At 60.4% G+C, this 15559-nt stretch carries 13 protein-coding genes; 11 read left to right on the forward strand and 2 right to left on the reverse strand.

Going from position 1 to position 15559, the window contains the following annotated elements:
* Positions 1–187: 187 nt before the first annotated feature.
* Entirely contained in the window at positions 188–913 is a 726-nt protein-coding gene (locus IEX40_RS17385; protein ID WP_188750583.1) for a glycerophosphodiester phosphodiesterase, read from the forward strand.
* Positions 914–941: 28 nt separating this feature from the next.
* Here the strand turns inward: IEX40_RS17385 and hutG are convergent, their stop codons facing one another.
* A complete protein-coding gene (hutG, locus tag IEX40_RS17390; protein WP_188750585.1) occupies positions 942–1748 on the reverse strand; it encodes an N-formylglutamate deformylase in 807 nt (268 codons plus the stop codon).
* Positions 1741–2946 (reverse strand): imidazolonepropionase, encoded by a 1206-nt coding sequence (hutI, locus tag IEX40_RS17395; protein WP_188750587.1) that lies wholly within the window; start codon positions 2944–2946, stop codon positions 1741–1743. The genes hutG and hutI overlap by 8 nt, the downstream gene beginning before the upstream one ends.
* A gap of 125 nt (positions 2947–3071) precedes the next feature.
* Here hutI and IEX40_RS17400 point away from each other — a divergent pair, with 125 nt between their 5' ends.
* From IEX40_RS17400 to IEX40_RS17445, 10 genes are all read left to right on the forward strand, one after another.
* On the forward strand, positions 3072–4442 hold the full coding sequence (locus tag IEX40_RS17400) for a formimidoylglutamate deiminase (RefSeq protein WP_188750589.1): 1371 nt from the start codon (positions 3072–3074) through the stop codon (positions 4440–4442).
* Between the two features lie 484 nt (positions 4443–4926).
* Entirely contained in the window at positions 4927–6675 is a 1749-nt protein-coding gene (locus IEX40_RS17405) for a sensor histidine kinase (protein WP_229680815.1), read from the forward strand.
* Entirely contained in the window at positions 6668–8080 is a 1413-nt protein-coding gene (locus IEX40_RS17410; protein ID WP_188750593.1) for a sigma-54-dependent transcriptional regulator, read from the forward strand. Before IEX40_RS17405 ends, IEX40_RS17410 begins: the two co-directional genes overlap by 8 nt.
* Complete coding sequence (locus IEX40_RS17415; protein WP_188750595.1) at positions 8073–9347, forward strand: ABC transporter substrate-binding protein; 1275 nt, start codon at positions 8073–8075, stop codon at positions 9345–9347. The genes IEX40_RS17410 and IEX40_RS17415 overlap by 8 nt, the downstream gene beginning before the upstream one ends.
* 271 nt (positions 9348–9618) lie before the next feature.
* The gene (locus IEX40_RS17420; protein ID WP_036184929.1) at positions 9619–10899 is read left to right on the forward strand and encodes an ABC transporter substrate-binding protein; all 1281 of its coding nucleotides are present in this window, start codon (positions 9619–9621) and stop codon (positions 10897–10899) included.
* Between the two features lie 154 nt (positions 10900–11053).
* Positions 11054–11950 (forward strand): branched-chain amino acid ABC transporter permease, encoded by an 897-nt coding sequence (locus IEX40_RS17425; RefSeq protein ID WP_036184931.1) that lies wholly within the window; start codon positions 11054–11056, stop codon positions 11948–11950.
* On the forward strand, positions 11950–12891 hold the full coding sequence (locus IEX40_RS17430) for a branched-chain amino acid ABC transporter permease (protein WP_188750596.1): 942 nt from the start codon (positions 11950–11952) through the stop codon (positions 12889–12891). The genes IEX40_RS17425 and IEX40_RS17430 overlap by 1 nt, the downstream gene beginning before the upstream one ends.
* Before the next feature lie 4 nt (positions 12892–12895).
* On the forward strand, positions 12896–13711 hold the full coding sequence (locus IEX40_RS17435; protein ID WP_036184936.1) for an ABC transporter ATP-binding protein: 816 nt from the start codon (positions 12896–12898) through the stop codon (positions 13709–13711).
* Positions 13704–14357: an ATP-binding cassette domain-containing protein gene (locus tag IEX40_RS17440; protein ID WP_036184938.1), complete on the forward strand. Its 654-nt coding sequence runs from the start codon at positions 13704–13706 to the stop codon at positions 14355–14357. Before IEX40_RS17435 ends, IEX40_RS17440 begins: the two co-directional genes overlap by 8 nt.
* A gap of 13 nt (positions 14358–14370) precedes the next feature.
* Complete coding sequence (locus tag IEX40_RS17445) at positions 14371–15528, forward strand: iron-containing alcohol dehydrogenase (protein WP_188750598.1); 1158 nt, start codon at positions 14371–14373, stop codon at positions 15526–15528.
* Positions 15529–15559 lie beyond the last annotated feature (31 nt).

Genomic DNA, 15559 nt, shown 5'->3' on the forward strand with positions numbered 1-15559 from the left:
CTCATAAGAGTTTCCTTCTAACCCGTACCAGGCGTGCGGATTTGGCAGCGGTTCGGCAATAAATAGGGCCGCAAAGTATACCGGATGGCGGACGTTGGGCCAATTGGCGCAGTAGCTGGCGAGCGGAATCCACAGTCGAAAACACTGGCTTATACTCTGTCTAAGGCATCGAAAGGGAAGAGGGATCATGCTGGCGAGCGGCATTCCACGCATCATCGGTCACCGCGGCGTGCGCAAGCTGGCGCCGGAAAACTCGCTCAGCGGCGTGCGCGAGGCGGCGCGGCAAGGGGTACGCTGGGTCGAGCTGGATGTCACTCTGCTCGGCGACGGCACGCCGGTGATCCACCACGACGACGATCTGGCCCGGCTGTGTGGCCGACCTCAGCCGCTACGCAACCTGAGCCTGGCGGATCTGCCGCGGATCGATATCGGCAGTCATTATCGCGATTCGCCGCCGGAACCGCTGCCGACACTGGCGGAGATGCTGACGCTGCTCGACGAGCTGGATATGGGGCTGAATCTGGAGGTGAAAGATCACGGCGACGACCCGCGCTATGTGATTCAGAGAATCGCGCCGGTGCTCGAGCGTTTCGACCCCGAACGACTGATCGTTTCAAGTTTCAGTGCCGAACAGTTACGTCAGTGCCATCTACTGGTACCGGATCTGAGACGCGGTTTCCTGACCGCCGGGCTGCCACCGGATTGGCCGCTGCTGCTGGAACGGTTGGGCATTTACAGCATTCATTATCGTTGGCAGGCGCTGAAAGAGAGCACGCTGAGTCTGCTCAAAGCGAGCGGTTATCCCGTGATCTGCTGGACCGTCAACCACCGTAAGGCGGGTACGCGTCTTCTGGAGCAGGGGGTTACGGCACTGATCACCGACGATCCAGGGCCGTTTGCGCGCTATCTCTAACTGTCGCCTGTCTGAATGCGGGAGCGCTCTAGGCTCCGGCATAGGTACTCCGTCCCCACTCGAGCGTTTCCGACAGCAGCGCCTTCAGCAGTCGTGCTGTCGGTTTGGCCAATGTTGGATCGTAGGCGAAGGGCTCCCGCTCCTCCATGTAATTGCACTGGGCCAGTTCCAGCTGCACCGCGTGGATGTTACGGGCCGGATCGCCATATTGGCGGGTGATGTGGCCGCCCTTGAAACGTCCGTTGAGTACGTGGCTGTACTCCGGGTGCCGTTCGCAGACGGCAACCAGACGTCGGGTCAGCGCCGGATCGCAGCTGGCGCCGTCGTTGGTACCCAGGTTCAGGTCCGGCAGCCGGCCCTCGAACAGGCGCGGCACCCGCGAGCGTATGGAGTGGGCATCCCAGAGCAGGGCATAGCCGAACTCGGTGCGCAGTCGCTCCAGCTCTGCCTGCAACTGCTGGTGGTATGGGGTCCAGATCTCGGCCAGATAGCGGGCACGCTCCCCGGCGCTTGGTGTTTGATCGGGGCGATAGAGCGGCCGACCATCGAACAGCGTCTCCGGGTAGAGGCCGGTGGTGGCGGTGGTGTACAGCGGCTTGTCGTCGGCCGGACGGTTCAGGTCGATGACGAAGCGTGAATAGCGAGCGCTCAGCACGCTGGCACCCAGGTCGACGGCGAAGTCGTACAGTTGTGGAATATGCCAGTCGGTATCGGCCAGGTTGCGCGCCTCGTCGACCAGCCCCTCCGCGACCGCCGGTGTCAGCTCGATACCGGGGTGGGGCATGCTGATCAGCAGCGGCAGCTCGCCACGGCTGAAGTTCAGGACCTTATCCAAGGAAAATCTCCTCTGCATTGCGGAATACACGTTTCGGCAGATCGCCGCCGAGCCAGTAGGCCAGTTCGGCGGGGCGGGTGATATCCCAGGCAATGAAATCAGCCTGCTTGCCCACCTCCAGGCTGCCGTGACTCTGCTCGAGTCCAAGCGCGCGAGCGGCGTGCAGGGTGACGCCGGCCAGCGCCTCCTCCGGCGTCAGGCGAAACGCCGTGCAGGCCAGATTCAGCATCAGCCGCAGCGACAGTGCCGGCGAGGTGCCGGGGTTGAAGTCGCTGGCCACCGCCATCGCCACACTGTGCTTGCGTAGCAGCTCGATCGGTGGCAGTTGGGTTTCGCGAAGGGTGACGAAGGCGCCGGGAAGCAGTACGGCAACGGTGCCGGCCTCGGCCATGGCGATGGCGTCTTCTTCGGTCATGTACTCCAGATGATCGGCCGACAGCGCCTGGTAGCGCGCCGCCAGACTGGAACCGTGCAGCGACGACAGCTGCTCGGCGTGCAGCTTCACCGGCAGCCCCAGCTGGCGGGCGGCGATGAACACCCGCTCCACCTGCTCCGGTGAGAACCCCAGGTGTTCGCAGAAGGCGTCCACCGCATCGACCAGCTGTTCCTGTGCCAGTGCCGGCAGAATCTGCTCGCACACCAGTGCAATATAGTCGTCGCTACGCCCGGCATACTCCGGCGGCAGGGCGTGGGCCGACAGGCAGCTGGTGCGTACGCTCAGCGGCAGTCTCTGCGCCAGTTGCCGCGCCACGCGCAGCATCTTGCGTTCGTTGGCCAGATCCAGGCCGTAGCCGGATTTGATCTCCAGTGTGGTAACCCCCTCTCGCAGGAAGGCGCGGGCGTATCTTTCCGCCTTGGTCAGCAGCTCCGTCTCGCTCGCCTCGCGTGTGGCGCGCACGGTGCTGGCGATGCCGCCGCCCTGAGCCGCGATTTCGGCATAGCTGACGCCCTGCAGGCGCTGCTCGAACTCGGCGCTACGGTCACCGCCGAATACCAGGTGGGTGTGGCAGTCGATGAGCCCCGGCGTGACCCAGGCCCCGCCGAGATCGGTACTGCTCGGGCAGGACTCCTCCAGCTCGGCGCGCGGGCCGATCCAGGCGATCTTGCCCGCTTCGGTCAGGATCGCCACGTCCTCGATAATGGAATAGTGCCCGCCCTGCAGGGTGGCGGCATGGCAGTTGTACCAAAGATGCTTCATTGCAAACCTCCTGCAGGGGTTGAGCGATACGCTACGGCTGATTCGTAGCGATGTGAATTTACAGACGTCTCTAATATCTATATATGTATATACAATAAATCGTACTTCGAAAAGAGGGGCCTGTCATGCCGGCTTACTTCGCTGAACGTGCGCTGCTGTCTCAGGGCTGGGCGCAGAACGTGCGCTTTGACGTATCCAATGATGGTGTGTTGCAGACCATCAGTACCCATGCCGCATCCGAAGGCGCGGAGGTGCTGCGCGGTCCGGTGCTTCCCGGTATGCCCAATCTGCACTCCCACGCCTTCCAGCGCGCCATGGCGGGGCTGGCGGAGGTGGCCGGCGATCCCAACGACAGTTTCTGGACCTGGCGTGAGCTGATGTACCGGATGGTCGGCCGGATGACGCCGGAGCAGCTGGAGGTGATCGCCCAGCAGCTGTATATCGAGATGCTGCTGGCCGGTTACACCAGTGTGGCGGAGTTTCACTACGTACACCACGGGGCCGGTGGTCAGCGTTATGCTCAGCCGGAGGAGCTGGCACTGCGTATCAGCCGTGCCGCCCAGACCAGCGGTATCGGTCTGACCCTGTTGCCGGTGCTGTACAGCCACTCCGGCTTCGGCGGCCTGCCGCCCAGTGCGGGACAGGCGCGCTTCATCAACGATGTGGACAGCTATCTGCGGCTGTACGGATCGATCGGGGCACATCTGGAGCGTCAGTCGCAGCAAACGCTGGGGCTCTGCTTCCACTCGCTGCGCGCTGTGACTCAGGAGCAGATGTCCGAGGTGCTCGGGACCGTTGGCGGCTCAGACCCTGTCCATATCCATATTGCCGAACAGCAGAAGGAGGTCGATGACTGCCTGGCCTGGTGCGGCAGACGACCGCTGCAGCGACTGTACGACACCATGCCGGTGGATGAGCGCTGGTGTCTGGTGCATGCCACCCATGTCACTGCGGAGGAGGTGGCATCGATGGCGAACAGCCAGGCGGTGGCGGGCCTCTGCCTGACCACCGAGGCCAATCTGGGCGACGGCATCTTTCCCGCCACCGATTATCTGGCCCAGGGCGGGCGCTTCGGTATTGGCTCCGACAGCCACGTCTCGCTGAGTGTGGTCGAGGAGTTGCGCTGGCTGGAGTATGGCCAGCGCCTGCGCGACCAGAAGCGCAACCGTCTGTATCGTGACGATCAGCCGATGATCGGGCGCACGCTGTACGACGCGGCCCTCAGCGGTGGTGCCCAGGCCCTGGGTCAGCCAATTGGCGCGCTGGCGGAGGGCTTGCGTGCCGATCTGCTGGTGCTTGATGGCGAGGATCCCTACCTCGCCGCGGCGTGCGGCGATGAGATCCTCAATCGCTGGGTGTTTGCCGGTCGCAACAGTCAGGTCAGGGATGTGATGGTCGCTGGGCAATGGGTGGTACGCGATCGCCAGCATCCACAGGCCGAGGCCAGTGCACGCCGATTCCGCCAGGTGCTGACCTCGCTGTTGGGGGCAGAGTAGTGCGCCAGGGCTAACTACTGCTACCGTAACGGCTCCGCGAGGGCTCGGCCCTACGGCCAAACTGATCGGCTCTATTGGAACGCCTTGGGATCTTCAGCGTTCACTACGAGCGGCAAGCGCTGGATGAACACAATCTGAAACTGCTGCGTGCGTTGCCAGCGGCTACCCACTGATCTACTGGACCGTCAACGATCTGATCGCGGGGGTGCGGCTGTTGATGCAGGGGCGGACCGCGCTGATTACAGATGATCCACAACCGTTTCAACGGCTGCTCTGAGTTGTTTCAGGGTTATCCCCCTCCATTACTCGTTCGTTGCTCTCGTTTAGACGCTCGGGGAAGCGTTTCAAGCACCTGTATTCACGCTATCGAGCGATAAGCCGACAATGTCGAGTGCTTGCGTCCATGTTAAGTGTAATAAGATACTTCCAAGATATCGGATCCTGCCGAGATTCGAACCCTATAATAAATAAGAGTCGTTCGCTCGTGGCCAAGCGTTCAACCGGGAGGCGGAAAAGCCAACCGCATCTATTCAGGCGGAGCAGCCTTGCGCGCCGTTACCTGCTCAGCTCACTGCTCATTGCGTTGATTCCGCTGCTGCTGTTGGCCGGGGTTTATGATGCGCTATATGTCAGAGCCCTGAATAAGGTGGCCGAGAGTCGAACCAACGCACGCATGGCGGCGACAGAGAATCTGCTGGCCAGTTTCCTGCAGGAGCGTTTGTTCGAGCTGCAGGAGTTGATCGATGACCCGGTGCTGTCCGACTACCTCGGATCCACGCGAACCGGAGCTCTACTTCCAGATGCGGTCGATCGCACGCTTCGTCGACAACTGGATAGCCCCTATGTATACGGTGTCATTCTCAAGCGGCGGTTCACCTCCGCGCCGGAGTGGTATCTTCCCCAATCGCTCAGGGTCGGCATCGATCTTGGCACTCTGCCGATTACGCCACTGCGTGACGCCGAACTTCTTGGCCCGGTTTCCCCGAATGTCGATCGACCGGGTTGGCTGGTGCTCAAACTGGGATTGAATCAGAGCGATAACCCGGAGCAGGCGGCTTGGCTCGGCCTGGTATTGCGTTTGACCAGTTTCACCGACCGCATGCGGGACCTCGAGCTGCAGGGGCTGCAGCAGCCTCTGCTTCGAGCGCCGAACGGTGTCTATTTGAGCCAGCTGGGTACACAGGTAGATCCCCATGCGGCACTAAGTGAACGGGATGATGTGGGCGCGGAGTTTCTGCCCGGATGGAATATTCGACTGTTGTGGTTGGGGGATCCTCTTTACTCTCCGCTGGAGTTGGCCCGTTTCGGACTGTTACTGCTGGTCTTCGCCTCCGCCATCGGCATTGTCTGGCTGGCACGGCACCTGTCACGACGTCTCAGTGACCAGATTACCCCTCTGATAGAAGGGGCAGAGCGGGTAGCCGGAGGTGATTTCGACACGCCGCTCAATATCCGCGGCACTGCTGAGATAGGGGTGCTGGCGCTCGCACAGGAGCGTATGCGGCTGCGGCTCAAACGCCTGATTCGGGGGATGGTGGAGGTTGAGCGTCGCGCTGTGCTTGGACAGTTCGCGGCAGGTGTGGCCCATGAGATCCGCAATCCATTGGCGACCATCAAAACCAGCGTTCAGGCACTGTCGCGCAAGGAAACGGAGCCGCACCGGCTGGAGCTGATGCAGATGGTCAGCCATGAGATTGATCGCACCAACGATGTGGTGCAGCTGCTGCTCGATTACGCCCGGCCGAGGCAGGCTGAGGCGAACCGTATCAACCTGCAGGAGCTGATCGACTCGGTGAAAGTGCTGGCGGATGGCATCGCCCACAGCCATGGCATTCAGATCGAAACCGTCGCGCATGACAAGGCGGTCTATGCCTGGGCCGATCCTGCACAGGTGCGACAGATCATCATGAACCTGGTGATGAACTCTATTCAGGCGATGGAAACGATGGGCGGCACGGTGCGCCTGCAGGCGCGCCGCCAGGGGCTGTCGGCATACCTCTTCGTCAAGGATAACGGGCCCGGCGTCAGTCAGGAGCAACTGGCCTATCTTACCGAACCGTTTTACACCACCAAATCCAGCGGCACGGGGTTGGGGCTATCCATCTGCAGCCAACTGGCTCATTCGAACGATGGCAAACTGACGTTTCGCAGTGTTTCCGGGCAGGGGATGCGCGTGAGCCTGCGCTTGCCGCTGTACACCACGGACAGAGAGAAATTAGAAAGACATGAGTAGTCCACGTGTATTGATCGTCGATGATGAGCGGAATCTGGTACGCAGCCTAAGCTTCTCGCTGCAGGAGGAGCAGATGCATGTCGAGTCCGCCTACACCGGCAAGGACGGAATCGAAGCGGTCCGCTCAGCGCAGCCGGATATCCTGTTACTTGATCTGAACTTGCCCGACCTGTCGGGGCTTGAGGTGCTGGAGGCAATCCATGACGGCCCCGGCGCGCCGATGGTGATTATGATTTCGGCTCATGGCGATACGCGTACAGCGGTGGAGGCGGTCAAGCGAGGCGCTCAAGACTACATCACCAAACCCTTTGATCTGGATGAGCTGGTACTGCTGATCAGGCGCTGTTACGAGCAGAAACGGCTGAGCGATGAAGTGCAGTATTACCGCACCCAGATGGCGGATCACAGCGGGTTGATCGGTGACGGTCCGGCTATGCAGGAGCTGCGCCGCCAGGTCTCGCGTATCGGTGCCAGCTCGGTTAAGACCATCCTGCTGCTAGGCCCTTCGGGTGGCGGCAAAACCCTGGTTGCAAAGGCGCTGCACAATGTCAGAAATCCGGATGCCGCATTCGTATCCGTTAACTGTGCCTCGCTGCCGGAGAGTCTGCTCGAGGCTGAGCTGTTTGGCGCTGAACGTGGGGCGTATACCGGTGCCGACAAAAAGCGTAGCGGGCTGGTTGAACTGGCGGACGGCGGGACGCTGTTTTTGGATGAGATCGGCGAGCTGCCCCTGGCACTGCAGGCGAAACTGCTGACCTTTCTCGAGACGCATCGCTTTCGTGCCGTGGGGGGGACCGTCGAGCGCAGTGCGGATATCAGAATCATCGCCGCGACCAATCGAGATCTACAGGCGGAGTCAGCGGCAGGACGTTTTCGCGAGGATCTCTACTACCGCTTGAATGTGATGCCGCTGAGCGTCCCCGCCCTGGTGGAGCGGTGTGAGGATCTCCCGGCCCTGCTGGCCTATTTCGTCGACGAGTTTGCCCGCCAGGAGGGGTGTCAGCCGATCTGGCTGTCGGCAGAGGCGGCGGCGCGTTTGCGCGCCTACCACTGGCCGGGGAACGTGCGCGAGCTGCGCAACATGATCGAGCGGCTGACAATTCTCTATTCCGGCAGTGAAATTGGTGTTGCGGAGCTGCCAGTGGAGATTCAGCACTCCGCACTTCCGGCGGAGAGAAGCCTGGACAGTGGCGCATCGGCGCAGAATGTGGCGAGAGATGACGGCGCCGAGATGACTCCCGACGGCATGCTGGCCGAGGAGATCATGCAGCGTGAGCGGGAGTACATACTTGAAGCGCTTAATCGGGCCAACGGCCGCAAAGGGATGGCAGCCGAATGGCTGGGCATATCGCGGCACGCGCTGAAGCGGCGTATGCAGAAGCTAAAGTTGGGCGACTATGAATAACCTGAGGCCGGCAGTACCCGTTTTGCGGGCCGGAATAACGCTCCTGCTGACGCTGCTTTGCTCTCTTTATGCGTTCAGAGCGGCGGCTTACGACGAGATGGGGGCGACGGCCGATGATGCCGATATCGTGGTCGGTTGCCTGTTCCCGATGTCGGGCCGCGCAGGTGTGCTGGGGCGGGATTCGGTGGTAGGGATCAAGCTGGGCCTGGAGTACCTTGCGCGCGAGCCGGGCAACTGGCCGAAACTCAGGGTGGTACTGGGTGATACCAAGTCCAAGCGCGCCACTGCGGTTGGTGTGGCGGAACGGTTTATCAACGACTACTCGGCGGGCTTTCTCTGCGGTGTCGTCAACTCCTCGGTGGCGGTGGAGGTGTCGGAACTGTCGCGTGAGCGCGGCGTGATTATGATCGGGACGGACCATGCATCCTCGCGTCTGACCGGGGAGCTGTTGCACAAGGGATACTTCCGGGTGACCAACGACTCCTGGCAGTCGATGGCGGCGGGCGCGCTCTATGTAAAGGAGCGCTTTGCCGACACCCTTGCCAGGCGTCCGCTCTCGCTGGCGTACCTGGGGCCCGACTACGAGTATGGCTATCAGGTGTGGAGCGACTTTCGTTCGGCACTGGACCGCTTCGGCGTGCCCTACGAGGTGGTCCGAGTACTCTGGCCCAATCTCAACGAGCCGGACTACAGCCGCTATATCAGCGAGTTGATCTCGGCCAAACCGGATTTAGTGGTGAACAGCCTCTGGGGGGGCGATATCGTTGCATTCGTCAATCAGGCGATTGAGACGCCGCTGTTCAAAACGACCACTTTCGCCAATTTCGAGAAAGGTGGCGACTATGAGATCTTCTCGCAACTGGGCGCCAAGATGCCACAAGGACTGCTGCTCTCCTCTAGGCACCACGTGAACTGGCCAGATACCGAGTTAAACCGCTGGTTTGTCAATCAATTTCACAACGAAACTGGCTATTTCCCCTCCTCCGGTGCGGAAGGCGCGTTTGCCGGTATCCTGGCGATTGCACAGGCAGGTCGAGCGGTCGGTCCGCCCTACAACGACCGTGAGGCACTGATTGCCGCGCTTGAGGGGATGAAAATAAAGCTGCCGGAAGATCCGGACGGGTTTACATCGACCATCGATCCGGTCACCCACCAGATCCAGCAGGTGATGGCCGTTGGCGAGACGGTGGAAAACCGGGCCTATCCGCCGGCACGGGTGATGCTGGGTAATTGGCGTGTCTACTACCCGCGCGACCTTGAGCGTTGACCCAACAGGTTGAGCGGAAAACGCTCATGGTGCGCTCATAACCCGAGCGGTTACCGCTCATCTTTTTCGTGAATGACCGGATTAATAAAATAATATCAATAAAAACAACTTGATATATCGTATTTCCTGAGTGGCATGAGGGTTGCTGTATACAGGTCGCAGCGATGCATCGTTGCATTATCCCCAGCCGTTTCGGATCGATCAGGCATTAGCCGTCGGTTCGCTGCGCTGACATCACCTGAACAGATAACAACAACACTCAGGAGCCATTATGCGATTGGATTCACTAAAACCCCTGTCCCTTGCCTGTGCAGTTGCTGCCGGTACCTTGGTCACCAGCGTGCAGGCCGCCGAGGAGTATAAGCTCGGCCTGGTCACCTTCCTCTCCGGCGCCGCATCCGGACCCTTTGGCATCCCCGCCAAGAATGCGGCTGATCTGGTTATCGATGCGATCAATGACGGTACGCTGCCGGCGCCGATCAGCGGCAAGGGGATCGACGGTCGTCAGATCAAACCCATCTATGTCGATGAGGCGGGGGGGGCAACCAAGCAGACCGCGGAGTATCGCAACCTCGTGGACCGTGAAGGTGTGGACAGCATTGTCGGCTATATCTCCTCAGGCGACTGCCTGGCGATTCCGCCGGTGGCGGAAGAGCTGAAGACGCTGACGGTGCTGTTTGACTGCGGCACGCCGCGCGTGTTCGAGGAGGGTGATTACAAGTATGTGTTTCGCAGCCATTCTACCGCCAGCATGGATAACATCGCAGCGGCACGGTATATCAACGAAACCGTCGATAGCCTGAAAAGCATCTCCGGCATAAATCAGAACTATTCCTGGGGCCACGACAGCTGGAGAGACTTCACCGAAACGCTGAAGGTACTGCGCAGTGGCGATATCGAAATAACCACCGAACAGTTCCCGAAACTTTTCGCTGGCCAGTATGGCGCTGAAATATCCGCCCTGATGGTCAAGCCGGCGGATGTGGTACACACCTCGTTCTGGGGCGGCGATACCGATGCATTGGTGCTTCAGGCGGCGGCGCGTGGACTGCTTGAAGATAACCAGATGATATTCACCGCCGGGGAGACCGCATTGAACAGCCTCGGCGAACATCTTCCCGATGGCGTTATTATCGGCGCCCGCGGCCCGTTTGGGCCCTTCGCCCCCGAAAGTGAACTCAATACCTGGTTCCAGAGCGAGTTCACCAAGCGTTTCGGCACCCCGCCGACCTACCCGGCTTATCACATGGCGCAAGCGGTCATCGGTCTGAAGCTGGCGTACGACAAGGCTGGCGCAGACGCCACCACCGAGCAGGTGATCGACGCCTTCGAATACATGGAGTTCGAGGGCCCGGGCGGAAAGGTCAGCATGAATCGTGGCAAGGGCCATCAAGCGGCCACCGAGATGGTTTATGGCCGACTGACCCGTAGCAATGGCGAGATCGGCTTTACCGATGTGCGCCGTTATGCGGCGGACTGCGTAAACCCGCCGGAAGGTGCCATCACCGAAGAGTGGATCAAGGCCGGCATGCCAGGAGCCAAGTGCGACTGATCCGCAAACCGAGGCCGGCGCTTGGCTGAACGGGCCGAGTGCCATGCCTTGGAGTTACCCGCAACTATCCGCAATGACTCGACACGCAGGGAGAGCCGAACTTTCTCTGTGCAGTCTGCTGCGCGCCTTTGGCGCGAAGGTATGGGATGTAGTAATGACACAACTACTCGCAATTATTATCGATGGCGTCGTCTACGCCTCCTGGCTGTTCATTATCGCGGCTGGATTGACGCTGATCTATGGCGTCATGCGCATACTGAATATGGCGCATGGCAGTTTTTACGCTATCGGCGCTTATGCCGGTGCCGGAATGGTCGGCTGGTATTTTTCGACCGGCTCCGTGCCCTGGCTCAGTTTTGCCGTGCTGATCGGCGCCGCCCTGATTGCCGGGCTGTTCATCGGCCTGTTGATCGAGCGTGGGCTCCTGCGCTTCATGTATGGACGTAATGAGGTGGTCATGATTCTGGTCACCTATGCGATCCTGCTGATCCTGGAGGATGCGATCAAGTTGATCTGGGGGGTGGAACCCTACTTCGCTTACCAGCCCTATTCGCTGCTCGGCCGAACCAAACTGGCCGGACTCTCCTTTGCCAATTACGACTTCATGCTCATCGTTGTCAGCACCCTGATTGGCCTGGCGCTCTGGTACGGCCTGAACCGCACCCGCAACGGCAAGCTGCTGCGGGTGGTGATTCATGACCGCGAAATCGCGCAGGCGCTGGGTATCAACGTGTCCCGCATCTTTACCATCACCTTCCTGATTGGTGCTGGACTGGGGGCCCTGGCTGGCGCGTTGACGGCGCCGGGGCTTTCCGTTGTCCCGGGCATCGGTATCGAGGTGATTGTGCTGGCCTTTGCCGTTGTCGTTATCGGCGGACTGGGTAGCGTTTCCGGTGCGTTAGTCGGCGCGTTAATTGTTGGTCTTGCACGCGCCGCCGCCGTGCATCTCTACCCCGAGGTCGAACTGTTCGTCATCTACGCGGTGATGGGTCTGGTGCTTGCGATCCGTCCTCAAGGGCTCTTTGCCGTGGCCAGTGCGAGGAAAATCTGATGCAGACTAAGAGTATTTTTTTGTTGATAGGCGGTGCGCTGGGCCTGTTTGTGCTTGGCCTGCTGGTGCCCGAATGGCTCTCCTACCTGATGATCATCGCAATGGGCAAGGGGATCGTAGTACTGGGTGTCGTATTACTGATGCGTGCGGGACTGGTCTCGTTTGGCCAGGGGCTCTACTACTGCATCGGTGCATACGTCGCCGGCACGTTGACGCAGTTTGCCGGTATCAGTGACGTGCTGCTGATTCTGCTGGCCTCCATCGCCGCCTCGGTGCTGGTAGCGGCTCTGGTGGGGCTTTTGTTGTGCCGTTATCGCGGCATCTTCTTTGCCATGTTTTCGATGGCATTTTCGATGATCCTGTACGGCCTGCTGGTACGCAGCTCTGTCTTGGGTTCGACCGACGGCTTCAACGTTCTGCGTCCGAGTCTGCTTGGCTGGGTACCGACCGACGACGCCTCGAGCGATCTGGTGCTGGCCGTCGCGGTGGTCATGGTCATGATACTTGGATCACTTATGTGGCTCTATCTCCGCTCACTTTCCGGCTACGCCGGGGAAGCGGTGCGGGAGAACGAGATCCGCGTCGAGTACCTGGGCACATCGGTGTTTCGCATCATCTACACAAAGTATCTGATCGCGGCAGCACTGGCTGGCATCGGTGGCACTGTTACCGCGTTGGTCAGTGGCCATGTCGACCCGGAGATGGCGTATTGGACAACGTCCGGTGAGTTTGTCTTTATCGCGCTGATGGGGGGCACATCCCATGTGGCGGCACCTATGGTCGGTGCCGGGCTGTTCGAACTGTTGCGCACCTACGCGTTCGCCATCGCTCCTTACACCTGGCAGATGATCCTGGGCAGCACGCTGCTGTTGATCATCATCTTCCTGCCCTCCGGCCTGTGGTCGCTGGTCAGCCGCTTCAGCCGTCAAGCCCGAGGATAAGTCGATGAGTGCACTGCTGGAAACCAGAAACTTAGAACGTAGCTTTGGTGCCGTAACCGCCGCTGTCGATATCAATGTGTCGATAAACGCCGGCGAAGTCGTGGGTGTGATCGGCTCCAATGGCGCGGGCAAAACTACCTTTATCAATATGGTGACGGGCTATCTGAAACCCTCCGCCGGTGAAATCCTGGTCGATGGCCGCAGCATCGTCGGCTTGCAGCCCCGTGCTGTCGTCCGCGCCGGTGTGGGGCGTTCCTTCCAGGTCGCACAGCTCTTCCCGGAGCTGAGCGTACTCGACAACGTGCTGGTGGCCCTGGGGCTGTCGGTCGATCGAAAACTGACGTTGCTGCGCCCGTTGCACTCCCAGAAACGTCGACGTAAAGCGCTGGAGATACTGGCTGAATATGAGATCGCCGGTCACGCCGATGAGGTGGTGGCGACGCTGCCGCAGGGGGTCAGGAAGCTTTTGGATATCGCCATGGCGATGCTGTCATCGCCCCGCCTGATGCTGCTCGACGAGCCGACGTCGGGAGTCGCGATAGAGGATAAGTTCGCGCTGATGGAAACGGTAATGAATAGGGTGCGCAAAAGTAATGCCGCGACACTGTTCGTGGAGCACGACATGGATGTGGTGCAGCGCTACGCCGACCGGGTATTGGCCTTTTACGACGGCCGTATCCTGGCGGACGGTACAACAGCCAAGGTGTTGTCGGACCCGAAGGTGCAGGAGCTGGTGGTGGGTCACCATCTGGATATCGAGGTGGACAGCGCCGACGCATACGAATCGACCGTTGTCCCTATGGAGGTTCGCAATGCTTAAATTCGAAAATATCAACGCCAGTATCGCGGGTACGCCCATTCTACGGGACGTCAATCTGAATGTGGAAAAGGGCACCATGGTCGGCCTGATTGGCCGAAACGGTGCCGGTAAGACCACATCGCTGCGTACCGTAATGGGGTTACTCAAGCCGACGTCGGGACAGGTCATTATCGATGGTCAGGATATGACGGTGGAAGGCGCCTATGAGCGGGCCGCCCTGCATGTCGGTTATATGCCTGAAGACCGCCGGTTGGTGCCGGACCTGACCGTGGAGGAGAACATTCTGGTTCCGGCCTGGGCGAACGAAATTCCTAACCTGACCTCGCGTCTGGCCTGGATATATGAGCTGATGCCGGAGGTGGAGGCGTTCTCGTCACGCCGCGCACTGCAGCTGTCCGGCGGGCAGCAGAAACTGGTAGCACTGGCCCGAGCGCTGATGAGCGGAAGTCATCTGCTGCTGCTCGATGAGCCCTTCGAGGGGGTGGCGCCGGCACTGTCGCGTCGTCTGGCAAGCGTGCTGCACACACTGAAGGATGAAGGACTCACGGTTTTGCTGTCCGAGTCCGATTACACCCATTCCGCTGACCTGCTCGATGCCGGCTACCGGATAGAGCGTGGCAGTGTCACGCCAATTGAGCAGCACTAAAGGAGGATGAGTGATGTCAGGTTTTACCTTCAATACGGCGAAAAGCATTCTCTGTGAAGCCGGTGCCGTTGCGCGACTGGGCGCGATTGCCAGGGAGCAGATAGGTCAGCGGATACAGATCGTCACCGATGCGGGCGTGGTCGCCGCTGGGCTGCTCGAACCCGTGAAGCGTGCACTGTCAGAGGCGGGTCTTGATCTGGTGGTCTTCGACGCGGTAGTGGCCGACCCACCGGCGGAGGTCGTCCAATGTGCCTGTGAGCAGGCGCGTAACGCGCGGGTGGACGGCATTATTGGCCTTGGCGGGGGCTCATCCATGGATGTGGCCAAGCTGGTGGCGTTGCTTGTCGGTGGCGGAGAGTCGCTGGACGACATCTACGGGGTCGGTATCGCCAGGGGGAAACGTTTGCCGTTGATCCAGATACCGACTACGGCCGGCACCGGCTCGGAGGTCACGGCGGTTTCGATCATCACCGTGGGCGAGTCGGAAAAGAAGGGTGTTGTCGCACCTCAGCTGCTCCCCGATCTGACCCTGTTGGACGCCGAGCTGACACTGGGCCTGCCACCCCATGTAACAGCGGCTACGGGTATCGATGCCATGGTCCACGCGATCGAGGCTTATACCTCTAAGTCACCGAATAATAATCCGATCTCCAGCATACTCGCGCGCCAGGCGCTGCAACTGCTCAACGCCAATATCGAAAAGGCCGTACACCAGGGTGGGGATATTGCGGCGCGGTCGGCGATGTTGCTCGGTGCCATGTTGGCGGGACAGGCATTTGCCAACTCCCCGGTCGCTGCCGTTCACGCGTTGGCCTACCCGATAGGGGGCATCTTCCATGTTCCGCATGGGTTGTCCAATGCGCTGGTGCTGCCGCATGTAATGCGGTTCAACGCCGCGGCCTGTGAATCGGCCTATGCCGAACTTGCCGTCGACCTGCTGCCGCAAGCGGCCAGCGCATCCAGTGCGGGGCGTGCACAGCTACTGATCGAGCATTTGGCCGGTCTGTGCAGAACGCTTGGGCTGCAGACCCGTCTGCGTGAGCTCGGGATCGCACAATCCGATCTGCCGAGAATGGCAGTCGATGCGATGAAACAAACACGGCTGCTGGTCAACAATCCTCGCGAGGTGGATCAAGCCTCTGCGTTGGCAATATACGAGCAGGCATGGTGATTCGCTGGGCTAGGGGCCCGATGGCGATAGC

The organism is Marinobacterium zhoushanense (assembly GCF_014641945.1).
GTDB classification, from domain to species: Bacteria; Pseudomonadota; Gammaproteobacteria; order Pseudomonadales; family Balneatricaceae; genus Marinobacterium_D; species Marinobacterium_D zhoushanense.